The 23,719-nt window shown below is 71.2% G+C and carries 21 protein-coding genes and 1 pseudogene; 11 read left to right on the top strand and 11 right to left on the bottom strand.

Annotation, left to right across the window (positions count from 1 at the left end):
* Positions 1-111 precede the first annotated feature (111 nt).
* From LG395_RS13900 to LG395_RS13850, 11 genes and pseudogenes are all read left to right on the top strand, one after another.
* Positions 112-918: an HAD family hydrolase gene (locus tag LG395_RS13900; protein ID WP_225809640.1), complete on the top strand. Its 807-nt coding sequence runs from the start codon at positions 112-114 to the stop codon at positions 916-918.
* A complete protein-coding gene (locus LG395_RS13895; protein WP_225809638.1) occupies positions 911-2,305 on the top strand; it encodes a ferritin-like domain-containing protein in 1,395 nt (464 codons plus the stop codon). The genes LG395_RS13900 and LG395_RS13895 overlap by 8 nt, the downstream gene beginning before the upstream one ends.
* Entirely contained in the window at positions 2,292-3,137 is an 846-nt protein-coding gene (locus LG395_RS13890; RefSeq protein ID WP_225809636.1) for a hypothetical protein, read from the top strand. Before LG395_RS13895 ends, LG395_RS13890 begins: the two co-directional genes overlap by 14 nt.
* Positions 3,134-4,888, top strand: coding sequence for an alpha-amylase family glycosyl hydrolase (locus LG395_RS13885; RefSeq protein ID WP_225809635.1), 1,755 nt, complete (start codon positions 3,134-3,136; stop codon positions 4,886-4,888). The genes LG395_RS13890 and LG395_RS13885 overlap by 4 nt, the downstream gene beginning before the upstream one ends.
* A gap of 491 nt (positions 4,889-5,379) precedes the next feature.
* Positions 5,380-5,676, top strand: coding sequence for a response regulator transcription factor (locus tag LG395_RS13880; RefSeq protein WP_225809633.1), 297 nt, complete (start codon positions 5,380-5,382; stop codon positions 5,674-5,676).
* A gap of 90 nt (positions 5,677-5,766) precedes the next feature.
* The gene (locus tag LG395_RS13875) at positions 5,767-7,038 is read left to right on the top strand and encodes an ATP-grasp domain-containing protein (protein WP_225809632.1); all 1,272 of its coding nucleotides are present in this window, start codon (positions 5,767-5,769) and stop codon (positions 7,036-7,038) included.
* 265 nt (positions 7,039-7,303) lie between these two features.
* Positions 7,304-8,146 (top strand): annotated as a pseudogene (locus LG395_RS13870) (prephenate dehydrogenase); the annotation flags it as partial.
* A 121-nt stretch (positions 8,147-8,267) separates the two neighbouring features.
* Complete coding sequence (locus LG395_RS41655; RefSeq protein ID WP_225809631.1) at positions 8,268-8,678, top strand: isocitrate/isopropylmalate family dehydrogenase; 411 nt, start codon at positions 8,268-8,270, stop codon at positions 8,676-8,678.
* 150 nt (positions 8,679-8,828) lie between these two features.
* Entirely contained in the window at positions 8,829-11,834 is a 3,006-nt protein-coding gene (locus tag LG395_RS13860) for an AfsR/SARP family transcriptional regulator (protein WP_225809629.1), read from the top strand.
* A 156-nt stretch (positions 11,835-11,990) separates the two neighbouring features.
* Positions 11,991-12,191 (top strand): hypothetical protein, encoded by a 201-nt coding sequence (locus tag LG395_RS13855; RefSeq protein ID WP_225809627.1) that lies wholly within the window; start codon positions 11,991-11,993, stop codon positions 12,189-12,191.
* A 223-nt stretch (positions 12,192-12,414) separates the two neighbouring features.
* Positions 12,415-12,570, top strand: a complete 156-nt coding sequence (locus LG395_RS13850; protein ID WP_225809625.1) for a hypothetical protein — start codon at positions 12,415-12,417, stop codon at positions 12,568-12,570.
* 63 nt (positions 12,571-12,633) lie between these two features.
* Here LG395_RS13850 and LG395_RS13845 read toward each other — a convergent pair whose 3' ends face one another.
* The 11 genes from LG395_RS13845 to LG395_RS13795 all read right to left on the bottom strand — a co-directional run bounded on the left by LG395_RS13845 (position 12,634) and on the right by LG395_RS13795 (position 23,464).
* On the bottom strand, positions 12,634-13,983 hold the full coding sequence (locus tag LG395_RS13845; RefSeq protein WP_225809623.1) for a helix-turn-helix domain-containing protein: 1,350 nt from the start codon (positions 13,981-13,983) through the stop codon (positions 12,634-12,636).
* A 113-nt stretch (positions 13,984-14,096) separates the two neighbouring features.
* The gene (locus LG395_RS13840; RefSeq protein WP_225809621.1) at positions 14,097-15,137 is read right to left on the bottom strand and encodes an aminoglycoside phosphotransferase family protein; all 1,041 of its coding nucleotides are present in this window, start codon (positions 15,135-15,137) and stop codon (positions 14,097-14,099) included.
* On the bottom strand, positions 15,134-15,706 hold the full coding sequence (locus LG395_RS13835) for a P-loop NTPase family protein (protein ID WP_225809619.1): 573 nt from the start codon (positions 15,704-15,706) through the stop codon (positions 15,134-15,136). Before LG395_RS13835 ends, LG395_RS13840 begins: the two co-directional genes overlap by 4 nt.
* Positions 15,707-15,755: 49 nt before the next feature.
* Positions 15,756-16,757: a hypothetical protein gene (locus LG395_RS13830; protein ID WP_225809616.1), complete on the bottom strand. Its 1,002-nt coding sequence runs from the start codon at positions 16,755-16,757 to the stop codon at positions 15,756-15,758.
* A 41-nt stretch (positions 16,758-16,798) separates the two neighbouring features.
* The gene (locus tag LG395_RS13825) at positions 16,799-17,989 is read right to left on the bottom strand and encodes a hypothetical protein (protein ID WP_225809615.1); all 1,191 of its coding nucleotides are present in this window, start codon (positions 17,987-17,989) and stop codon (positions 16,799-16,801) included.
* Positions 17,990-18,079: 90 nt separating this feature from the next.
* The gene (locus LG395_RS13820; protein ID WP_225809613.1) at positions 18,080-18,868 is read right to left on the bottom strand and encodes an SDR family NAD(P)-dependent oxidoreductase; all 789 of its coding nucleotides are present in this window, start codon (positions 18,866-18,868) and stop codon (positions 18,080-18,082) included.
* Positions 18,865-19,875 carry a nucleoside-diphosphate kinase gene (locus LG395_RS13815; protein WP_225809611.1) on the bottom strand — a complete coding sequence of 337 codons (1,011 nt, stop codon included), beginning with the start codon at positions 19,873-19,875 and terminating at the stop codon, positions 18,865-18,867. The genes LG395_RS13820 and LG395_RS13815 overlap by 4 nt, the downstream gene beginning before the upstream one ends.
* Positions 19,872-21,062, bottom strand: a complete 1,191-nt coding sequence (locus LG395_RS13810; RefSeq protein ID WP_225809609.1) for a methionine adenosyltransferase — start codon at positions 21,060-21,062, stop codon at positions 19,872-19,874. The genes LG395_RS13815 and LG395_RS13810 overlap by 4 nt, the downstream gene beginning before the upstream one ends.
* 107 nt (positions 21,063-21,169) lie before the next feature.
* Complete coding sequence (locus LG395_RS13805; RefSeq protein WP_225809608.1) at positions 21,170-21,424, bottom strand: acyl carrier protein; 255 nt, start codon at positions 21,422-21,424, stop codon at positions 21,170-21,172.
* Positions 21,425-21,426: 2 nt separating this feature from the next.
* Positions 21,427-22,509 (bottom strand): inositol-3-phosphate synthase, encoded by a 1,083-nt coding sequence (locus LG395_RS13800; protein ID WP_225809605.1) that lies wholly within the window; start codon positions 22,507-22,509, stop codon positions 21,427-21,429.
* Between the two features lie 148 nt (positions 22,510-22,657).
* Positions 22,658-23,464 (bottom strand): histidinol-phosphatase, encoded by an 807-nt coding sequence (locus LG395_RS13795; protein WP_225809603.1) that lies wholly within the window; start codon positions 23,462-23,464, stop codon positions 22,658-22,660.
* Between the last annotated feature and the right edge of the window lie 255 nt (positions 23,465-23,719).

Raw genomic sequence — 23,719 nt, 5'->3', positions numbered from 1 at the left:
CCCGCGGGGGCGTGGCGAGCTCCTGCCCGGCCGGGTGATGTGGCGCCGACGGCGGCTCCGTGAGCATCGGCTGCGGCAGGAAGCAGTCGGACAACCCGTAAGGAGCCGGACGTGAGTGAGGACCGCGAAGGCACTGTCGGCACACGCCCCCGGGCGGCAGCCGGGCCGTCAGGGGCGCGCGCCCTCCCCGCACTCGTCGTGTTCGACCACGACGGGGTTCTGGTGGACTCGATCGGCTCGGACTTCGAGGCCTGCCGGCGGCTGTTCGGCGAACACGGGGTGGAGCTGCCGGTGGAGCGGTGGGCCCGGGAGGTGTGCGGCAACACCGACGGGTACGACGCGCTGTTCGCCCTGCTGCCGGCCGCCGGCACGAACCCGGCGCGCGTCGCCGGCGCCGGTCGCGCGCGGCCGGACGGCTGCCCGCCGGAAGGCGTGCCGGACAGGTACCTGTGGACCAGGCTGAAGGCGCTCTGGAAGGAGCTGCAGGTCCCGGAGAACGTCCCGCTGATGCCGGGAGTCCGCGAGCTGCTCACGCGGCTCGCCGACCGCGGTGTCCGGCTGGCCGTGGCCTCCTCCGCCGACCGCGGCTGGGTCCTGCGCTGGCTCGGCCACTACGGTCTGACCGAGCTGTTCGACACCCTCGTCTGCGGCGACGACGTCCCGCGCCGGAAACCCGCGCCGGACGTGTACACGGAGGCCGCCCGGCGTCTGGGTGTCCCTGCCGCGCGCTGCCTGGCCGTCGAGGACTCGCTCACCGGCGTCACCGCGGCCCGCGCCGCCGGCATGCGCGTGGCGGCCGTCCCGACCTCCTACACACGCTCGCTCGACTACGGCGTCGCCGACGCGGTCCTCACCGGTCTCTTCGAGCTGAGCGACGAACTGCTGCACGAGCTCTTCAGAGAGGACGACCATGTCTGACCCGACCACTGACCGGCCCGTGGAGGCGTCGCCGGACATACCGGCGATCCGCGCCCGGCTGGTGGAGTACCTCTGCGAGGCGGCGGAGATCGAGCACTCGCTGTGTCTGCAGTACCTCTACGCCGCGTTCTCACTGAAGACCGACCCGTCGGAGGCCGGGCTCGACGAGGCCCAGATCGAGACCATCCGCGAGTGGAAGGGCCAGTTGCTGAAGCTGAGCCGGGAGGAGATGCTCCACCTCGGCCTGGTGCTGAACCTGCTGGCTGCGGTGGGTGGTGCGCCGTACCTCCAGCGCCCCAACTTCCCGCAGCCCGAGCGGTACTACCCACTCGGGGTCGTCTCCGCCCTGACGCCGTTCTCCCGCGAGACCATCGACCGCTTCGTGGTCTACGAGATGCCCACGGTGCTGCTGTCCGGGATCCTCGGCGACCGTCGCCGTGACGAGGACGGCGAGGAGCGCATGACCGTCGGTCTGCTGTACGAGCGGATCCGGGAGCTGTTCCTGGCCGTTCCCGAGCACGAGTTGTTCATCGGGTCCCCGCGCCGTCAGATCGACACCGCCTCGATCGTCGACCCGGACAGTGTCTTCGAGGAGGAAGTCCTCGTCGTGGGCTACGGCGTCGAGCCGTTCCCGATCACCGGCCGCGCGTCGGCCATGCGCGCCATCGACCTGATCATCGAACAGGGAGAGGGGTCCGCGGAGAACACCGGGGACTCGCACTACGACCGGCTGCTGCGGATACGCGACGAACTCGACCGGGAGGTCGCCGCCGCGGCGCAGGCGGGCCGCGGCTTCGAGCCCGCCCGCCCGATGCTGGAGAACCCCGCGGTCAGGAACGCACCCGACGCGACCGGCACGGGCCTGATCACGGAGCCCCTGGCACGGGGCGTGGCCGAACTGTTCAACGCGGGTTACGCCCTGATGGTGCTGATGCTCCTCCGCTTCTACGGCCGTGCCGCCGAGTCGCGCGATGAGCTGCGCACGCTCCAGCAGTTCGTCTTCTTCCCGTTGATGACCATGTTCGTCCGCCCGCTGGGCGAGCTGCTGGGCGAGCTGCCCGCCGCGGACGGTGCCGCCAGGACGGCGGGTCCGCCGTTCGAGTTCGCCCGCGGCATCCAGCTCATCCCGGAGCGCGAGATAGCCGAACGGGTCTTCCTGGAGCGGCTGCGGGACCTGACCCGGCGCAGCCAGACCGTGGCCGTCCAGGCCCTGGAAGGGGACGCGGACCCGCGGGTCACCAGACGACTCCGCTTCCTGGCCGAGAACGTGGAACGAATGATGACGCAGTACGCCCTGGAGATCCGCCCCGACGCCGCCCCGCACACGGAGCCCGTCTCCGCCGCCGTTTCCCCGACCGACGAAGGAGCCGACCGTGTCCACGCCTGAGCTGACGCTGGAGTTCGCCGGCTGGTTCATCGCCCGCCTGGCGACCGACCCCGATCCGACGGACGAGCCCCGCGGAGTCAGCGGCAGTACCTTCGCCCTGGCCGGCGAACCCGATCTGGACCGGATCATCGTCCTGAAGGACCCGTCGCCCGCCATCCTGCGCAGCCACATGCCGCCGATCGGTGTGACCGTGACCCGCGCCACCGCCGCCGGTGCGGAGATACCCGCCCTGCACGGCGCCGCCGTGGACCTGCTCGGCGACCCGATCTTCGAGAACCGGAACTTCATCCTCACCTTCGCCGGACGCGAACCCATCGTCCCCTTCCACCTGGAGATCACCGGTCCCGGGCTGCGCCTGGAACGCGAGATGGTCATGTGGTCCGGGCACCCCGGCACACCCGTGCACCACATCCCCCGGGACGAACTGGAGAAGTTCGGCGGTCGCATCTACCGCACCGACCCCGAGATGGTCCTCGCGGAGACAGGCATCGGCGACCCCTACGAGAGCCGGATCAAGAGGCGCGAACTGCTCGTGTCCGACCTGGCCCGCGAGACCGACCCGGTGCGCGTTGCGGGTCTGCGCAAGCGCATCCGTGAACTCGACATCGCGGTGGCGAACCCGCAGGACGAGCGCGTCATCAATCTGACGGCGCTGGAGGAGTTCAACTTCCCGCTCACCGGCAAGGCCGTGGCCGACGGCGAGGCGCTCGGCGACCTGACGCCCGACGTCACCCGGCCCTGGACGGTCGACTTCTGGATGGGCGGCTGGGACGCCGACCTGCTGTGCGGATACCTCAAGGGCAGCCTCACCGTCCCGCTGCGGGACGCATGAGGGCGGCACACCCGGCGACGCGACCGGGCGACGAGAGCAGGGACCGGGCGTACGCCGCACCGGGAGGACACCCGGCCGGGGACGCGGAGGCCGAGACCGCCCCGGCGGGGACTGCTCCCCGGTCAGGGGCCGACGGCGGCCCGTGGTGGCGCGACGCGGTCTGTTACGAGCTGTACCCCCGGTCCTTCGCCGACGGCGACGGCGACGGCACGGGAGACCTGCGCGGCGCCACCGCCCGGCTTGACCACCTCGCCGCACTCGGCGTGGACGCGGTGTGGATCACCCCGTTCTATCCCTCGCCGCTGGCCGACGGCGGATACGACATCAGCGACCACACGGCGGTGGCGCCGGAACTCGGCACCCTGGACGACTGGGACGCGCTGACCGCGCGTGCCCACGCGCTGGGCCTGCGCGTCCTGGTCGACCTGGTCCCCAACCACACCTCGGCGGCCCACCCGTGGTTCCGCGAGGCCCTGGCCGCCCCGGCCGGTGACGAGGCCAGGGACCGCTACGTGTTCCGCGACGGCCGGGGACCGGGCGGCCTCACACCGCCCAACGACTGGCTGTCCGCCTTCGGAGGGCCGGCCTGGACCCGCGTCCCCGGTGACGGTCCGGGCACCGGGGACGCGCAGTGGTACCTCCACCTGCACACTCCGCACCAGCCGGACCTCAACTGGCGCAACCCCGCGGTGGCCGCGGAGTTCGAACGGATCATCCGTTTCTGGCTCGACCACGGCGCCGACGGTTTCCGGGTGGACGTCGCGCACACCCTCTTCAAGGCACACGGTCTGCCCGACGCGGGCCACGGCCAGCACACCGAGCCGCACCGCAACCACCTCATGCCGTACCACGACCAGGAGGAACTGCACCCGCTGTACCGCCGCTGGCGGGCCGTACTGGACAGCCACCCGGGGGCGGACGGCACCGCGGCCGTCGGCGAGCGGCTGCTCGTCGGCGAGGTCATCCTGTTCGACCAGCGCAGGCTGGCCCGCTACGTGCGGCCCGGGGAGATGGGTCACGTCCTCAACTTCGCCTGGACCGACGCCCCCTGGGAGGGGCGGGCCCTGCGCGCGGTGATCGGAGACACGGTTGCCGCCACGGACGCCGTCGGCGCGCCGGCCACCTGGACCCTGTCCAGCCACGACACACCGCGCCCCGTCTCCCGCTTCGGCGGCGGCGAGAGGGGCGCGCGGAGGGCCAGGGCGGCTGCCCTGCTGACCCTGGCCCTGCCCGGCGCGGCATACGTGTACCAGGGCGAGGAGCTCGGCCTGCCCCAGGCGCACGTTGCCGAGGACCGGCGCCGCGACCCCGTGTGGGAACTGTCCGGGCACACCGACCAGGGCCGTGACGGCTGCCGGGTCCCCCTTCCCTGGCAGGGGAGGACCTCGCCCTACGGCTTCAGCGAGGCCCCGCCCGAAGACTGCTGGTTCCCCCCGCCGGACGACTGGGCCCCGCTGACGGTCGACGCCCAGCACCGCGACCCCGGTTCCGTGCTGAGCCTGTACCGGGCGGCACTGCGGCTGCGGCGCGCGCATCCGCCGCGACGGACCGGCGGGCTCCGTCTGCTGGGCCCCGAATCCGGCGAATGGCTGGGCTTCGACCGGGGCCCGGGACTGCGGTGTCTGGTCAACTTCGGTCCGGCCGCACTCCCGCTGGACCCGGCGGACGAGGTGCTCCTGTCCAGCGAACCGCTGCCCGGTCACCTGCTGCCGCCGGACACGACCGTCTGGCTGCGGCCCGGGCCGCGGTGAACGCCCGGCCGGCCGGTCACGGAGCATGCCTGCCGCTCGGCGGCTTCCGCACCGTTTCGTCCCCTGCTCACCTTGGTGCCGGGCAGCTTGCTGAGCCATGGCCGAGCTGGCGGGGCCGCCCGGCGGACGGAGATCCTCGAATGGCCGGACAGCGCAACAGGACGTCCCGCCCAGGCCCCCACCTTCACCGGGGACTGACTCGAGGAGTTACCCAGATGCGACAACCCCGCCATGCCACAGCCGCTCAGCCGGGAACACTGCCGGCGCCGGACGCCGGACAGCCGACCACGGCCACCGCCGGGCAGCTCGGCCGGAACCGGGACCACGGGGAGACCGCGCCCGCGGACGTGAGAGGGACCGCGCCCGCGCGCCGAGTGGTGATGACCGAGGTGGGGCCGGCTGACGACGGCGCGACGCCGGGGCCGGCCCCGGCCGGGGCCGACGGACGAGACCACCGCCGGGAAGTGCCACCAGAAAGGACGGGCGGCCCCGTGATCCAGGAGTTCCAGGAAGCCGTGCACAACCTCAGTCACCGCGAGAGGGAAGTGCTCAGTCACATCGCGCGCGGCGACACGTACACGGCCACCGCGCACCGCATGAACGTCAGCCCGCACACCGTCGACACCTATCTGCGGCGCATCCGCGCGAAGACCGGTGCGCGCAGCCGTGTGCATCTGCTTCTGCTGGCGCTGTCCCTCACCTCCCACTCCCGGACGGACGCGGTGACCGCACCAGGTCTGCCGGACCCGCTCACCACGCCGGCCGGCGACCCCCGGCCCGGCTTCTGAAAGCCGCCCCGGCAGGCGGGCACACCCCCGGTGCGGTGTGCCCCTTCCCGGCGGCCAGATCGTGCACCACAGGTCAGAGGAGTAAGTGGCATGAACCCACAGCCACCGCACGTCATACACATCGGCTTCGAGGCGAAACACGAGCGGCTTCTCAGAGCCGGTCAGCGGTTGTCGGTGCTGCTGGACGAGGACGCCGCGGCCGCGCTGCCCGACCGGGTCCGCGAGCGGTTCGCGCGGATCGGTGCGCTGCGGGTACCGCGCGAAGCGGATCTGGACAACTATGACTCCGCTTTCGGGCAGATGGTCGAGATGACCGATGAGTTCTCCGGCGAGCTGGGCGCCCCCGCCGCCGTGGTGGGGCTGACGGAGGAGTCCGTCCTGCCCGCGGCCAGACTGCGGGAACACCTGGGTCTGCCGGGAATGCGGTCCACCACCGCGCGGCTGCTGCGCGACAAGGTGAGGATGAAGGAGGCGGTTCGCGAAGCCGGTGTGACCACCCCCCGCTTCTGGCCGGTCGGCCCGGACACCGGCATGGACGAGGTCGAGCGCATCGCCGGCCGGCTCCGGGGCGCGGTCGTCCTCAAACCGCGCACCCAGGCGGCTGCCATGGGGGTGCACGTGTTCCCGGACCCGGCCGCCTTCGTCGCCCACGTACGGACCCACGGCCTGCGCCCCGGCCACCAGGTCGAGGAGTTCGTCGAGGGACGGCTGTGCCATGTCGACGGGCTGGTCCGCGAGGGACGACTGCTCTTCCTGAGCATGGCCTCCTACCTCGCCGCTCCGTACGAGGTCGTCACCCGCGAAGGCCGGCCGCTGGGCTCGGTCACCGTCGACGACCCGGACCTGCTGTCCGAGGCGGAACACATGTCCCGCACCGTGCTGCGGGCGGTGGGACTGGACGACGGCGTCTTCCACCTGGAGGTGTTCGCCGCGCCCAGCGGAGAGCTGACCTTCCTGGAAGTGGCCGGCCGTGTCGGCGGCTCCGGCATCGGGGAGCACATCCGGCAGGTGTACGGGATCGACCTGGCCGAGGAGGCGCTGCGGGTCTGCCTGGGGGAGCGGCACCGGTACACCGGCCCACGGACGATCCTGGAGTCCGGTGTCGGCGCCTCGGGCTGGCTGCACGTCCTGGTCCCGGCCACAGGGCGGTCCCGGAAGGTCGTGCGGCTGGACGGCGTCGCGGAACTGCCCGGCTCGGTCGTCAGGCACACCGTCCCCCGGGTGGGCGACATCGTGCCCGCGGCGCCCGAACTGTACCAGTCCGCGGGTGAGTTCACCCTCACCGGACCGGCGAGTGCCGCGGTGGCCGACGACATCGCCAGGCTCTTCGACACCTATGCGGTCCGGTACGCACAGCTGTGACGGCGGCGGGACCACGTCCAGCGGTGTGCCCGCCCCCGGCCTCCCGCGCCCCGCGACGGACCCGAGGGCGATCGTCGCCGCCCGTCCCCCCGCCCGCCTCCGGAAAGACCGGGTGCCGTGTCCCGCGCCGGTCCCGCCCGTTGCCACGTTTCCCTAGGAGTCATACGTGTCGGCCACACAGATCGAGGCTGCGGCCCGGACGTCCGCCGGACCGCCCACGGCGAACCGCGGCGTGGCGGACCCACGGCCGCACACGGTACTCGGGCTGCGCTCGGCCCTCGTCGTCGGAACGGGACTGATCGGCACATCGGTCGCGCTCGCACTGGTGCGCAGCGGAGTGCGGGTCCACCTGGCCGACGCCGTCCCGGACGCCGCCCGCACCGCCGCGTCACTGGGTGCCGGGACGGTGGATCCGCCCGAAGACGCCGTGGATCTCGCGATCATCGCGGTCCCGCCGGCCGTGGTCGGCACCGTACTGGAAGACTCCCAGCGGCGCCGTGTCGCGGCCCACTACCTGGACGTGGCCAGTGTCAAGGCACAGCCGTGCGCCGACGTCTCGGCCCTCGGCTGTGACACCACCCGCTACATCGGAAGCCACCCGATGGCCGGCCGCGAGGTCTCGGGTCCGCTCGGAGCCCGGGCGGACCTCTTCCACGGGCGCCCCTGGGTGCTCACGCCGTGTGCGGACACCCGCACCGAGACACTGAACGCCGGACTGGCGCTGCTCGCGCTGTGCGGCGCGGTGCCGGTGGTGATGGACGCCACCGCTCACGACCAGGCGATGGCCCTGGTGTCCCACGCCCCTCACCTCCTGTCCTCGTTGCTCGCGGCACGGCTGACAGCCGCCCGGGAGAGCACGCTGCGGCTGTCGGGCCAGGGGATGCGGGACCTGACCCGGATCGCTGCCGGGAACCCGGCACTGTGGGCGGACATTCTCAGCGCCAACGCGAAGGACGTCGCGGACGTCCTCGACGAACTCGCCGTCGACCTGGAGCAGGTGGTCCGTTCCCTGCGCTCGCTGCACACAGGCGACGAGACCGAACGCCGCACCGCGTACCGGGCCCTGACCGACGTCCTGCGGCGCGGCCGGTCCGGAAGGGCGCGCATCGCCGAACGGCCCGACCTCGCGTCCTCCCAGTCCGCGGACTGAGGCTGCCGGATACCGCGGGTGCCCAGTCCCCCGGCGCGCCCGACCTTGTGCGCCGAGGACATGGCGTTCCCCGGCGCCTGTGTTCGGGCTGTACGAGCCGGTGCGCGGCAGCGTGCCCGACAAGGCGGGCACCGGCGGGAACGATCCGGCCGCGGTGACCCTGTCCGCCGCGCTGACGGCCGGCCATCCGGGCCACCACAGCGAGGGTGCGGCGGTACGCGGCGCCGTCGCCACCTCGGTGGCGCACCGCAGGTGCACACCCGGCCTGGGCGGCACCGTCACCGCGCGTCAGGCCGGCGAGGCGATCCGGGCGGCCCTCGGCCGAGCCGGGGCAGGCCGCGGCCCTCGCGGCCTCGCCACGTGCCCTGACAGCTGGTCAACCTGTGGTCCGGTCCTGCTCACCTGCGGGTGTCCGGCGGGCCGGCGGCCCCGGTCTCCCACGGGAAAGAATGCCGGAATTCGGGCGAGCCGGGTGTGCCGCGGGTGGTAGCCGAGTGTGCCGAGGTGTTCACATGGCGCTCAGGGCGGACCCTCGACATTTTCCGGTCCTACACTCATCACCGACCGAGGCTCGGTGATGGGTGGGGATCGATCGGAGAGGGCCGTGGCGACAGTACATCTCGATACACGGGAACCCGCTGTGGGGTTCACATTCCGGGTCCTGGGCGAGCTCAGGGTGTTCGACGGCCGCGCTGCCGTCCCGATCACCGCGGGTCGTCAGGAAGTCGTCATCGCCGCGCTCCTGCTGGAGAGCGGCAGGCTGCTGAGCAGTGACCATCTCGTCCGGCTCCTGTGGGGGGAGGAGCCGCCCGACACGGCACGTACGCAGATCCAGATATGTGTGTCACGTCTGCGCAAGGCGCTCGCGGGGGCCGGCATCGACGCCGCCATCGTGACCCGCCCGACGGGTTACGTGCTGCAGATCGGGGACACCGCGCTGGATCTGCACACCTTCAGGAAGGAGGTGGCCGAGGCGCGGACCCTGGTCGGCGAGGGCAGAGCCGCCGAAGCGGCGGACCGGCTGCGCGCGGCCGTCGGCATGTGGCAGGGCCCGTGCCTGAACGGCATCCCGAGCGAGGCCCTCATGCGGGTCGCGCAGCGGATCGACGAGGAGCGGCTCGCGGCCACCGAGACGTTCATCGACCTGGAACTGGGCCTCGGCCGTCACCACCAGCTCACCGCCGAGGTGGGGCGGCTGGTGGACGACAACCCCCTGCGGGAGCGCTTCCGCGGGCAGTTGATGCTGGCGCTGTACCGCTCAGGACGTCAGGCGGAGGCACTGGAGGTGTACCGGCGCGGCCGTCTTCTCCTCCAGGAGGAACTCGGTCTCGAACCGGGCCAGGACCTGCGCCGGCTGGAGCAGGCCATCCTCACCGACGAGCCCTCTCTGCGGTTGCCGACGAGCGCCGGGACCGCCTCCGCACCTCCCGCACCCCCTCGGCCCGACGATGCGGCCGACCCCGCCGAAACGTCGTCGACCAGCGCGACGCCGAGGCAACTGCCGGTCGACACGGCGGACTTCGTTGGCCACGACAGCCTGATCGCCGACGCCGAGAGCGTCCTGACGGATGCGTCACGGCGCCGGGCCCTGGGCATCGTCGTGGTGTCGGGCCGTCCCGGCGTCGGAAAGAGCACGTTCGCCAACAGGATCGCGCACCGGCTGTCCGAGACCCACTTCCCCGACGGGCAGTTGTTCTGCCGGCTGCGCGGCGGACGCGCCGATCCGGTCAGTTCCCGCGAGGTTCTGGGCCGTTTCCTGCGCGCGCTGGGTCTGCCGGGACCGGCGATTCCCGAATCCCTGGAGGAGCGGGCGGAGGTCTACCGCACCCTGCTGGCGACCAGACGGATCCTCGTGGTCCTGGACGACGCCGCGAGCGAGGAGCAGATCCTGCCCCTGCTGCCGGGCAACAGTTCCTGCGGTGTGCTCGTCACCAGCAGGGCCCGGCTCACCGCGCTGCCCGGCGCCCACCGCGTCCCGCTGGACATCCTGGAGCAGCAGCAGTCGCTGGAACTCCTGGAGAACGTCATCGGCCAAGGACGCGTACGGGGCGAACTGGAGGCGGCCAAGGCACTTGTCCGCGCCGTGGGCGGACTCCCTCTCGCCCTGCGCATCGTGGCGGCCCGCCTGGCGGCCCGGCCGCACTGGACGCTGGCGTCGATGGTGCAGCGCCTCGCGGACGAGCGCCGTCGGCTCGACGAACTCGCCCACGGCGAGATGACCGTCCGGGCCAGCCTCTCCCTCACCTACGACGGGCTCACGCAAGAGGGCCGGAAACTCCTGCGCCTGCTGAGTCTGGCCAAGGGATCGACTTTTCCGAGTTGGATGGGTGGTGCGCTCCTGGACGATCCCCACCCTTTCCCCTCCGACCTGATGGAGCAGCTGGTCGACGTCCAGATGCTCGACGTGGCCGGGATCGAGTCCGCCGGCGAGCTGCGTTACGGCTTCCACGACATCGTCCGGCTGTTCGCGCGGGACCGGCTGGACGCCGAGTCGGACGGGACGGAAAGGCGGTCCGCGCTCCGTCGGATGGGCGGTGCCTGGCTCTCCCTGGTGACGCGGGCCCATCGCGGTCACTTCGGGCATGACGCCCTGACCGGATCGGCGCCGCGCTGGAACGTGCCGGAGAGCCACGCCCTGGCCCTCCTCGCCGAACCGATGGACTGGATCGAGAGCGAGCGGGAGAACCTCAGCCTGGTGGTGGAAGACCTGGCGCAGCAGGGCGAGGACGAGTACGCGTGGGAGATCGCCGTCAACCTCGCCCCGTTCTACGAGGCACGGGGCTACCTGGACCACTGGGCCCGGACGCACCGCAAGGCGCTGACCGCGGTCCGCCGGGCGGGCAACGCCCGAGGCCAGGCCGCGTTGTTGTTCTCGCTCGGGGTCCTGCACATCAATCGTCGGCAACTGCCCGAGGCCCGCAGGTCGTTGACGTCCGCCCTGGAGATCTTCGAGGCACAGGCGGACAGCACGGGAAGAGGTATGTGCCGCCGGAACCTCGGCCTGATCGAGAAGCTGGTGGGCCGCGACGAAGAGGCGATGAAGTACTTCGACCAGGCCTGCCAGGACTTCGACGCGACCGGGCAGGCGTGGCGCCGCGCGTCCGTGCTCGTGCTCAGAGCGGGCATCCTGCTCCAGCGGGACGATCTGGAGCAGGCGGAGGCCGATCTGCGGGAAGTGCTGGCGATCTGGACCGAGACCGTGTCCAAGACCGGTCGTGCCCGCGCGCTGTGGCAGATGGGACACCTGCACCTGCGGCGCGGGAAGGTCGCCGACGCCCTGCGGGTCTTCGAGGACGTCCTGCGCGTCGTCACCGGCGACGGTGACGTGATCGGGGAGGGGCATCTCCTGCACGACCTCGGGCGGGTCCACGCGCGCATGGACCAGTCGGCGGAGGCGTCGTCGTTCTTCGAGAGGGCCATCACCGTCCGGGAACACATACTGGACCAGCCCGGCGCGGCCTCGGTGCGCGTGGATCTGGCCGACCTGTTGCTGCGGGACGGCCGGACCGCGCAGGCGGAGGTCCTGCTGGGACATGCCGTCGACGTGCTGCGCACCGCCGGTATGGCCGCGGAGAGCGAGCGGGCCGAGCGACTGCTGGCGCGCACGGTCGTCGGCGCTCGGATGGAACCGGTGGCAGGTCACTGAGGGGACGGCTCCACGGCCGGCATCCCCGGGCGTCAAGGAGCCACGCGCTCCGCTATCGAGCGGGGATAGCAGCGTCAAAGGGGGGTGATTACAGCGACTCCTAATTTCTTTCCAGGAAGCCCGGCAGGGACAAAGGAAAGAGAAAGGGAAGCCGTCATGACCAGCGTCGTCGCGCTTGGCGTCAAGAAGGTTCTGAAGGCCGCCACCCTCGGTATCCTCGCGCTCACCGCCGTCTTCGGCGCGGCCGCCGCCGAGAGGGGTGCCCACCCGCAGCACACCGCTCCGCAGCACACCGTCACCGTGCGGGCCGACGGTCCCGGCACCGGCGGGACGGACGACCCCATCGGCTGGGGCTGATCCCCGCCCGTCGATGTGGTCGAGCCCCGGCCGACGACGGTCATCCGTACGTGCCTCCCGCGGCGTCGACCGGGTGCGGCGCCCCCGCCGGCTGGGCGACGAGTGCCTCGACGCGCGCACCCGGTACCGGACACGACCCGACACACCGTACGCGAGGCCGCGCTGTCGCGGATCCCGGCCCGGACGAGGCGCTCACCGATCTTCCAGCACGTAGGAGAGACTCATGATTCGCATGGTGACGACTGCTTTTCTGGTCGCGACGATGGCCCTGGCCGGGGTGTCGGCGACGCTGGACGCGGCTCTGCTGGACGGCGTACAGAGATCGGTGTCCACCGATCTGCCTCTCACGAGCGGCCCCGACCTGCCTCTGTGCTGCTGAACCATGGCCGATGCCGCGGCGGGAACCGCGCCTTTCGGTCGAGGACGGCTCCCGCTCCCCGCGTCACGGCTTCTTGGCCGGACGCTCCAGGACCGGTGCGAGCGGGCTGCGGTAGCCCAGCAGGCGCACGCTCTGGCGGTAAGCCCACAGCGCACGTTCGCTCTCCCCGCTGGCTTCCAGGATGTCGGCCAGCTCCGACCAGGCGAACGCCGCCTGGCGGCCGGCCTCCGAGGCTTCCAGCAGGAGAGCGCCGCGCTCGCACTCGGACTGGGCCGCCTCGCGATCGCCTCGCCTCAGGTGGGCCGCTCCCAGCACCAGATGCACGCGGGCGCTCTCCAGACGGTGTTCGGGCCCGAGGACCGCCAGTGCGCGCGTCGCGTGGGAGACGGCACTGTCGATGTTGTCCAGCATCACCTCGGCCCGCGCCAGCGCGGTCTCGGCGTAGGCGATGTCGATGTTGCTCCCGAGCGAGGTCAGCACGCTGATGCTCTGCTCCAACAGCGATTTGGCGGTCTCCGTCGTGGGATCGTCGGGACCGGACTGGAGGAGCACCGTGGCATAGGCGTTGCGGATGCGGGCCAGCGCACGCTCGTCGTCGCCCTCGGAGTAGATCGCCACCGCTTTGGTGATCAGGGCGAGCGCTTCGGCGGACCGCCCCTGCCGGTGCAGCACCACACTGGCGTTCCAGTACGCGGCACCCAGCGCCTTGCGGTCGCTGATCAGTTCGGCCTGGTCGATCACCCGGGAGGCGAGGTAGGAGGCCCGGTGCAGGTCGCCCCGCTCGGTGTAGACGCCGATCAGAGTGGAGAGCAGCTCTATGAAGGCGGACGTGGGCGGCAGACCGAGCGCCTCCACCTCGGCAATGGTGCTCTCGGCCGTCTCGATGGCGTGCGAGAGGTCCCCGAGTTCGCGGTAGCAGCGGCAGAGCGACATCACCAGCGTCAGCCGCTGGTCGAGCAGGAGCTCCCGGCCGGCGGACTGCGTCCGCAGCTCCTCCAGGCGGGTCACGGCTTCCTCGAGCCGGCCGAGATGCTCCAGACACCGGGCGGCCCCCAGCGCCGCCTGGGACCACTGCACCCAGCGGTCGGTGGGGGAGAGCCGCTGCCGCAGTTGCTCGAACGCCTTCAGGGCCTCAGCGGCGTCGCCGTTGCGCAACGCGAGGTCCGCGTAGTGGAGTTCCACTTCGAGGGGACTCGTGTCGGGCAGGGCGGGGGTTCCGCGGAGGTATTCCACCGTGGAGCCGAGCCGTTCGGCGATCTGCTGGAGCACTTCGTCGGAGGGGATGCGCTTGCCCGCTTCCAGCAGCGAGATGTAGCTGGTGGACAGCATGGGCTGGGCGAGGGCTTCCTGTGACAAGCCCGCCGCGCGCCGGAGACGGCGGATACGGGAGCCCATCGACTCGGGCTGCGACACGCGGTCCTCCTTCTGTCGGATGTGCCTGGGGCACATTGTCGCTCATGAGAGAACCGCGGGAAGCACCCTTGTGTACTCGACCTTTCGCGCGGTGACGATAATTGCCATGGTGGTCACATTGTTGTGACTGAGGTGTCGCGAATCATGTGATCCCGGGTTGACCACGAGGTTTCCGGACGGCTGCCGCTTTCGTCCGCCAGCGCCGCGGCCGTCTCGGTGAGCAGGGTCAGGTTCGGCTCGAACCGTGACCAGAACCGGGACACCCAGTCCAGGTACCAGGGGACGAGGTGGGCGTCGCGCCGGCCGAGCAGTGCCACGTGGTGCTGCCGGGGGAGGAACCAGAGTGCCCCGAGCCTCGCCAGGTGGCCGGCCGCGGTGTACGGCGTCCGCAGCCGGCGGTGGAGGTGCTCCAGGAAGCACCGGACCGCCACGGGATCCAGCACGAAGTCACCGCGACCGCGGCGGCACGAGAGCCACAGGGCCTTGGCGGCGTCCGCCGGACGCCAGGAGAAGCCCGCCTCGTCCCAGTCGATCACGGTCAGGCGCTGTGAGCCGCCGAGAACGAGGTTCCGTCCGTGCAGATCACCGTGGTAGACGAACGCGGTGCCGGGACGCGTCAACAGACGGGCGCTGGCGCACAGTTCCGCGAGGTGGTGCTCGGCCGCGCGGGCGAGCGCGGTCGGGCGGCCCTTCACCAACCCCGCCGTCGCGCGCAGTTCGTTCTCCCGGTCGTCGAGCCAGGGCGACGCGTAGTCCCCTGTGAGCCCGTCCACGACGGTCAGCTCTTTCGCCCGAAGAGCCAAGTCCGCCAGCACGTCCATCAACGGGCCGATGTGCCGGCTGGCACCGGTCGGCGGGGCTCCCGGCGCGAACGGGCGTATCACCACGAGCCTGGGGTGTGCGGCGGTGTGCAGCCCTATGTCGATGACCCGGGGATACCAGGCGGTTCCCCTCAGGGCCGCGTCCACACGCAGGATGCGCTGGAGCTCCAGATCCGACGACCGGTCCGCGCAGTGCACCTTCACCGAGAAGAGCCGGCCGTGGAGACCGACGCGGTAGGAGGAATTGACACCTCTGCCGTCCAGTCTTTCCGCCAGCCCGTCCTCGATGGCCCCCATGGCCCGCGAGACGTCGATCGTCGGCGAGCCGGTCACGAGCGTCGCCCCCTCGGGGCGTCCGGGCCATCGAGCCAGTCCGTCACCCTGTCGACCAGCCGTGTCACCGGCTCCGAGCTCCGCAGGGTGAGAACCGGGCACGAGAGCCCCGCGAGCCACCTCTCGTCCCTGTCCCTGCGCCGATCCACGAGCGCACTGTCGTCGTACTGCTGGGCCCAGCGCAGAAATGCCTGGTGGGCTGCCTCATTGTCGCCGCCGGGTGCGATCGTGTCGCCGTACCTGACGATTTCGCGGCGCCTCAGCCGGTCCATGCGGGCGTCGGCGTCGAGGGAGAGGAAGACGACCCCGTCGGCCTGATCGGCGATGCCGTCCCCCCAGCCCCTGAGAGAGCCCGAGAGGACCCAGGAATCCCGCGGTACGAACAGCGCTTCCATCAGCCTGATCCGTTCGGCGACCGACCGTTTGTGCGTGTACGGCGGAGAGGTCGGCAGCCACAGGTAGTCATCGACGTCCGCGTGGGGTACGGCCATCAGGGACGCCAGGGCGCGGCCCAGCGTGGTGGTCCCGGTACCGCTCGCCCCTGTGATGATCAGACGCTGGTGCTGCATCGGTCTCCACACGTCCTTTTCTGAGTCCCGTCGGGAGGAATCGTTCACGTCAGTCGGATGGGAAATGCCCGGCCAGATGGGCTACGAGGTTGTCGACTTCTTTCCGGACGTCACGGAACGCGTAACGGAACGCGAAGGTCGGCAGGTTCTCCAGAGCGCCGCGTGTGCGCTGCGAGCGGTCGGGGTCGGGTTCGTGCCCGAAGATGTTGAGGTGCTTGTTCGGAAGCCCGAGAACGCGTTCTTCCAGCAGGGTCGCGCGCTGTGAGGCCGTCACCGGCACCAGGCCGGCCTCCGAGGGGCTGTCGGCGAGACTGAGGTGCACGATCGCCTCGACCTTGGTGGCCGACCCGATCCGTGTGTCCATGAGGTCCGCGTACTCCCAGGGGTACAGCAGAGCCGTGCCGTGCGGTTCGACGCCCGATTCGCGCAGGCTCAGCAGCGTCTGGTTGGCCGGATGCGTCAGCGAGGAGCGGATCGTGTCCGCACGGCCCCGCCCGAACAGCAGATCGAGGGTGTCCAGGCGTACCGAGATGGACCGGGGCCATCCGGTGCCGGTGACGCCGCCCCCGTCGGAATCCGCCGTCAGGCTGACGTCGTCGTTGCACACCATGGTGCCGCAGCCGTTCAGCACGCTGGCCATGACGAAGGAGGTCTTGCCGGCCCGGCTGCCGCCGAGCAGGGCCACCCCCCTGCCGTTGAGCTCGACCAGCCCCGCGTGGAGGAACAGAACACCCTGACGGCTCGCGGCCGAGCGGTGGATCGCGCGCGTGGCGCGGAGGAGGGACTGCGTGACCCACGAGTCGCCTTCCGGCGCGACATGGAAAAGGGCCTTGTCGTGGTGGGCGACCAGGTACTCGACGGTCGACTCACCCTGTGCCGTGACCGACTCCGGTACGCAGCCCGCGGGCGGCGTCGCCCCGGCGATCACTTCCCAGGTGCCCGGAGCCGGGGCGCCGGGTTCGACGGTCAGATAGGGCGCCGCGAGTCGCCGTACGCTCTCCGCCACCGCCGGTGTGCACGTGAGGCCGGTCGACGCGAAGGGCGAACGCACCGTATGCCGGCGTGTCCTTGCGTTCGAGTCCATCGTGATGCTCACACCTCCGCGTCTGCGAACGGACGGGTGTACGCGTCGGCGGCCGGCCCGTCCCCGACCAGGGCGCGGAAGTCCTTCGCCAGCCTCGCGACGTCGGCGGGCCCGCTCACGGTCGCGCGCAGCACGGGGAGCCGGGCGATGTGCTCCAGGAAGCCGGTGACGGACGGCGGTTCGACGCGCTGCTCGACAGCCACCCGCAGCCAGTTCTCGCCGAACAGGTTGTCGTCGAGGGAGAAGCAGTTCCTCGTCACGACCGCGGCGGTGTGGTCCGGCGCCGAGGGTTCGAGCGAGTATGCGGCCCGCAGATCGACCCGGGGGAGGATGACGCCGGCGAGCGGCATGCTCGGAACGACGCGCACACCCAGGTACTCCCTGACCTCGAGGGAGCTGAGCTTCAGTTTGTCCTCGCCCTGGAACTGGTCCCAGTCCGACCCCGGCTTCGGCAGACCCGCCCGCACCGGCCAGCTCTCGAACCCGGTGACGCCCATGACGTCGAGCGACCCCTTGTTGACCGCGAGCGGCAGGGGACACGCGGTCACCCGGTATCCGCCGTCCCGCCGGTCGAGGTGCATCCGGTCGTTGCCCATCCAGCCGGCCGACGGGAGCAGCCGGGCGAGGGCGATCGCCGTCGTCGACTTTCCGGCTCCGGAGTCGCCGATCACCAGGTAGGCGCCGTCCTGGTACGCGAACGCCGAGGAATGCAGGATCAGCGCGCCCTCGGCCTTGGCGATCCGGGTGGCGATGTCGCGGATGACGCGGGTGAGCCACCGGTCGCCCAGGGTGGAGGCGGGACGCACGATCGTGATGCGGTGCTCGGTACGGATCAGCGCTGCCCGTTCGTCGGAGTGCACGTCCTGGAGGACGAAGACCGAGTGGTCTTCGCCGTCGTACCGGGGGAGCCGGTAGCCGCGGGTCAGCTCGTACTCGCCCACAGCGGTCGTCGCGGCCGTCCGGTCCAGCAAGCTGTCGATGCCGTCCGCGTCGTGGACGAGATCGACGATGGTCAGGCCGGGCCGGTCCACCTCCGCCGTCTCGACGACGTCGAGCATGCCCCACGGGCAGAACGTCTCCGTCACCAGGCCGTCGGCCTCGATCGAGTCCGTCACCACCTTCAGCGTGTGGTCCCGGACCCTCAGGTAGCGGACGGCCTTGCCCTCACGGGCCTCGGCCGCGATTCTCTCCACGTTCATCACATCTCCACAGGTGTGCGTCCCAGTTGCCGGAACACGGCGCGGCGGGGAAGGGGCCGCGCGCGGAGTTCCGTGCCTGAAGCCGGTCTCTCAGACCGCCAGATATCCGCCGTCGACCGCGAGGTCGGTCCCCGTGATGAAGCTCGCCTCCGCGGACAGGAGGAAGGCGATGGGTGCCGCGACCTCGGCCGGGTCCGCGAACCGCCCGAGCAGGAACTTGCCTCCGTGCTCGGGAGCCGCCTCGGCCGCCGCCCGGTCGAGACCGAGCGCCTCGCGGTGGTAGCGCTCGTTGTTGGCGTTCCACACGGTCCCCGGGCTCACGGAGTTGACCCTGACTCCCCGCGGAGCCAGCTCCTGTGCCAGGCACCGGGTGAGCCCGAGGACGGCCGCCTTGCCGCTGTTGTAGGTCAGATACCCCTCCTGCGCTATGTGCGCGGAGATCGAGGCCATGTTCACGACGGCGGCGTCCGCGTCGCGTTCGGGCAGGCCGGCGACGAACGACCGGGTGACCAGGGAGAGCCCGACGATCGTGGGATCGAGTGCCGCGTGCCAGTCGGCCGCGGTCGCCTCCAGCCCCTTGAAGACGAAGCCGGCCGCGAGGTTCACCAGGAGTGTCGGTGGTGACCAGTGGGCCGGCACGCCCGCGAAAGCCGCCGTCACCGCCGCGGTATCCGTCACGTCGCCGACGGCCAGCCGCACGGTGTGGCCCTGCTGCCGCAGGCCGTCCACCAGGGTTCGGCCGTGGGCGGCGTCCTTGTCGAAGACCACGACACGGCAGCCTTCGGCACACAGACGTTCGACGACCGCGGCGCCGATGCCCTGCGCTCCTCCGGTCACCACCGCCGTACGGCCGGCGAGTCCGGCCAGACGACCACTCATGACCGGGAGTCCCTTCCCTCGGCGGCCCACCGGCTCAGCAGGCCGAGGACCTCGTTGCGGGAGAGGTTCTCGGTGGCGCCGTGCGGGGACACCGTGTCCCCGTCCTCGGTGACGAGGTTGTGATCGGACAGCAACCCGGTGAGGAAGTCCTCGGGCACGCCGTTCCCGGTCAGCCACCGCCCGAACGGGGTGTCTCCCATGGCCTGCCCGTCCGCCGCGCCGAAGTAGCGCCACACCTGGAACATCGCCTCCAGGTGTCCCGCGGACAGGTGCACACCGTTGCGGCCTTCCGAAAGGGCGAGCCCGTGCCGCTGCTGCGCGAACGCGCCCAGGGCACCCCGCAGGGAACCCGGAGCGGCCTCGGCGGGATGCAGCGCACCCAGGAGCCCGGAGCGCAGTGCGGCGATCTCCTCGTGGCTGTGGCACTCGAGCATGCCCACGAAGGTCGAAGAGGCGAGGTAACCCGTGTACAGCGCGGGCAGGAAACCGTTCAGCACGACGAGCCGGCGCCGGTCCGTCTCGATGACCGAGGCGTAGGAGCCGGAGCCGAGTTTGTGGATACCCGCCACGCGGCAGCGGTCCTCCAGTACGGCCGGAGTCAGGTCCGCGTCGAACGTCATCGCTTCGTACGCGCTCAGGACGCCGTCCGCCGCCACCGACGAGGCAAGGGCCCCGAGTGCGCGGCGCGCGCCGGAGCACAGGGCGCGCTCCCCGTCGGCGGCGACCCGGTGCAGACGGGGATAGTGCAGGAACAGGTGACCGCGCCGGGCGAAGTCCTTCGCCGGCATCACCGCGCAGCGCAGGATGGCCGTCTCCGCCTCGCCGAGCACCCGCGCGGTCTCCGCCATGGTGTCGGCGACGTCGTCGGCCGCCAGCACCTCGGGTTTGACCAGTGTGACGAAGTGGGTGCCGCCGTCCGGCGCCGGCGCCGTCAGGGGGCCGGTGTCACGGCGCGAACCGGTGCGGCGCGCCTCAGCGGCGAGGGCCCGCACCCGCTCACCGCTCACCACAGGACGACGCCCTTCTCGATCAGCTCGGCCGTCAGGTCGTCCGTACCCGCGACCGCGGACTCCACCAGGGCCTTCACCGCGGCCTCGTCGGCATCGGCGGCCGTCACCACGACTTCGTCCGGACGCTCCAGCGGAGCTTCCTTGGAGGTGAAGATGTGCACCTGGGTCGGACCGCCGAACTCCTCGTGCACCTGCTGGGCCAGCCGCATGGCCATGACGTTGTAGATCTTGCCCGTGTGGTCCAGCGGGTTCTTGCCCGCGGGCGCCTCGATGCTCATCGGACGCATCGGGGTGATCAGGCCGTTGACCCGGTTGCCGCGCCCGACCACACCCACGTCACCGGTGTCCGCCACGGAGCCGAGCGCCGTGAGATAGGGACGGCCGTTGCGGTCGGTGGCGTTCATCAGCATCCGGAAGTCGGCGATGCCCGACTCGCGGACGAACGTCTCCAGCTCGGCCTGGATCGCCGCCTTGCGCGCCCGGTACCGGTCCATCGAGTCGATGTGGGCGGCGAGGAACGGCATGTTGACCACCAGGCTGAAGGTGTCCTGCCTGCGGCTGCCGAACACCTTCACGTCCCAGCCGGTGTCCTGGTGGCGCCGTTTGAACTCCGGACCGTTGATGAGGTTCTCCAGCCCCAGGACCGCGTTCTCGAGACGGGACAGGGGGGCGTAGCCGTGCAGGAGGTTGGTGTCGTTGGAGACCAGTCCGCCCGAGCGGAGCGGGACCAGGTCCTGCGGGCCGGCGGGCTGGTAGCGCGAACGGCCGCGTCCCGAGCCCTGGTGGTCCACCACACCGAGTTCGACCACCAGATGACGCGTGGCGTCGAACCCCGTCGTGACCTCCCGCAGCACGTCGGCGGCGGCACGGAACATCAGGTCCTGGACGGGGATCTCGGCGGTGCCGACCCGGAAGGCCGCTTTGCCGAAGACCTTCACCCGGTACGGCGAGGTGAGTTCGCCCCGCCCGTAGTCGATGTCCGCCCCGCCGCCGTACAGCGTCACCTTGTCGAACCAGTGGTGGGCCACTCCGCCGAACTCCTGGAGGCAGTACAGGGAGTAGTAGCGGGACATGCGTTCCGCGATGGCGTCACACATGGTGTCCGGGTGGCCTACGCCCTTGCGTTCCACCAGTTCGTAGGGCAGGTCCTCGACGGACCGTACGTCGCGTTCGATCGACAGCATGGGCTCTCTCCCTGTGATCACCAGAAGTGGGTGTGCGGAAACGCCGAAGGCGCGGCCTCCGGACGTGTGAGGCTCGTTGCGCCGAGGCGCGGGGCGGACCGGGACGGTCAGCCCGGAACGGTCCGGCCGAGCTTCGCCTCGATGAGGCCGACGATGGTGTCGACCTTGGAGAAGTGCTCGAAGGAGAGCTCGTCGTCGCCGAAGGTGATGTCGAACCTGTCCTCCAGGTTGAGGGTCAGTTCGACGCCGGCGAGGGAGTCCAGCCCGTGGTCGGCGAGCAGGTCGTCGTCGGAGAACGCCGTCGTGCCGATCAGTTCGGTGACGCACTCGCGGACGGTCTCGGTGATCTGGACCCGGTCCATGGTCAGGCCACCTCCTGCCGTGCGGAGGCGAGGAGCGGGCGGGCCTCCCGGTGTCCGTGCCACTCCGGTGCTGCGGCGGCGGCGCGGCTGACGAACCCCTGGAAGGCGCTGAGCCCTTCCGACTCGGGGAGGCCGACCCGGGGGCTCTTGAACAGGAAGGCGCACACCGGGTCGATCACGCCGGCCAGGCCCTGGTCGGCGGCGCACTTGGCCACCCGGACCGCGTTGGCGATCACGGCGGCGGCGTTGGGGCTGTCCTCGACCTCCAGCCGGACCTCCATGGCCACCGGTGCGTCCAGGATGGACTCGGCCTCGATGCGCAGGAAGCACACCTTGCGGTCACCGAGGTGCTTCACGTAGCCGTTGGGCCCCGCGGCCACCTCGCTCGCGTCGATGCCGGCGCTGGTCAGCGCCCTGCGCTTCGAGGCCTGCTTGCTGGCCGAGCGCGCCGGGTCGGAGAGGTTGAGGAAGTCGGTGTTGCCGCCGACGTTGAGCTGGTAGGTGTCCTTCACCCGCAGGCCCCGGCTGATCAGCAGCTCCAGCAGCGCGGTGTGCAGGGTCGTCGCGCCCAGGTGGCTGCGCAGGTCGTCGCCGAGCAGCGGCACCCCGCGCTCGGCGAAGAGCGCGGACAACTCGGGGTTGTTGGCGACCAGTTCGGGCGTGGCGTTGACGAACGCCACGCCCGCCGCGGCGCAGGCTCGGGCATAGGTGCGTACCGCCTCCGTGGCGCCGGTCGGCAGGAAGCACACCAGGACGTCGGCGCGTGAGCCGCGCAGTGCGGCGGTGACGTCCTCCGCGGTGACGTCCGCGCAGTCGGGGTGGACGCTGATCGTCTCGGCGAGCCGTCCGGCGATGCCGTCGAGTGCCGGACCCGCCTGCACGACGACACCGAGGGGCGGCACCTCCAGGTGGTGGACGGCGGCCGTGGGCGCCTGGCGCAGGGCGTCCGCCAGATCCCGGCCCACCTTGTTGGCGTCGGCCTCGAAGGCCTGGACGAACGTGACGTTGGCCAGTGCGTAGCCGCCGATCCGCTCGTGCATGACGCCCGGCAAGGGGGTGCCCGCGGAGCGGTGGGCCAGCGTCACGGCCTGTACGAAACTCGATGCGCACGATCCAGCGCCCGCCAGGGCGACTCGGATGGACTGGTTCACCACTTCACGTACCTCGATTCGATGTATTTCGGGCCGCGGCCGGGAAGGGGCCGGCCGGGGACAAGGGGGGAGCCGGCGCTCCTCACAGGGGAACCCGCCTGGGCTTGCGCCGTTCGAAGACCCACCACTCCCGGTAGCCCAGACTCCTGAGGTGTGCCCGGACCTTCTCGTGGTCCTCGCCGACCCGGGCGGGGGTGTGCGCGTCGGATCCGAACGTGAGCCGGATGCCGTGGTGACGGGCCCGGTCGAGCAGGTCCTCGTCCGGGTACCAGCCGCCGCACAGCTTCGTGTTTCCGGACGTGTTCACTTCCACCACGACGTCCGACTCGGCGATGGCCCGCAGCATCCGGTCCACGGCAGGGGTTCTGATCGCGCCGAGTTCGGGACAGTTGCCCCGCAGGGCGTCGATATGACCGAGGATATCGAAAAGCCCCGAGCGGGCGGACGCGGCCACCAGGTCGCAGTACCGCTCCTTTTCTCCGAGCAGGAATTCCTCGGAGGTGTCGCGCCAGCGGTCCGGATGAAAGATGTCCAGCTCGCCGAGGACGTGAACCGAGCCGATCACGTAGTCGAGGTCGGTGTTCGCGTACACCGAACCGTAGATGCCGGCGTGCTCGGGGAAGAAGTCGGATTCGACACCGATCAGGATCTCGATCCGGCCCCGGTACTCCTCGCGCAGGGCCGCCGCCTCGGCCAGGTAGCGCCGGAACTCCGATTTCGCCATGGCCACCCACGGCCGGTGGTGGTCCTCGGGTTCACCGAAGAAGGGGGAGTGGTCGGAGAAGCCGATGGTCTCCAGACCGGCTGCCAGCGCCGCCTCGACGTAGTCGCGCAACGAGCCGTCGGCGTGACCGCAGCGGTTGTGGTGCGTGTGCAGGTCGAAGGCCATCGCGGATCACGCCCCCGCACACGCGCCGGCGGTGTCGGCCGTCCGCCTCGGTGCGGGAGCGCACGTGGTGGTGGGGCAACCCCCGGCGGTGGTCGCCGGCGCCCGGCTGTTTCCACTCATGGTTCCGTCTCCGTTCCTGCCGCCGCGGGATTCGACGGCCTCGCACGCGACGTCCGAGACGCCCGAACGCCTTGGCCCAGAGGGAAGTTGCTCCCGGCCGACCATGATTCTGCATGCTGAGCGAAGGCCCGTCCA

Source organism: Streptomyces spinosus, from assembly GCF_020400655.1.
Lineage (GTDB): Bacteria > Actinomycetota > Actinomycetes > Streptomycetales > Streptomycetaceae > Streptomyces > Streptomyces argyrophylli.
The sequence above is the reverse complement of the archived record's forward strand: the minus strand, read 5'-3'. Positions and strand labels throughout refer to the sequence as shown.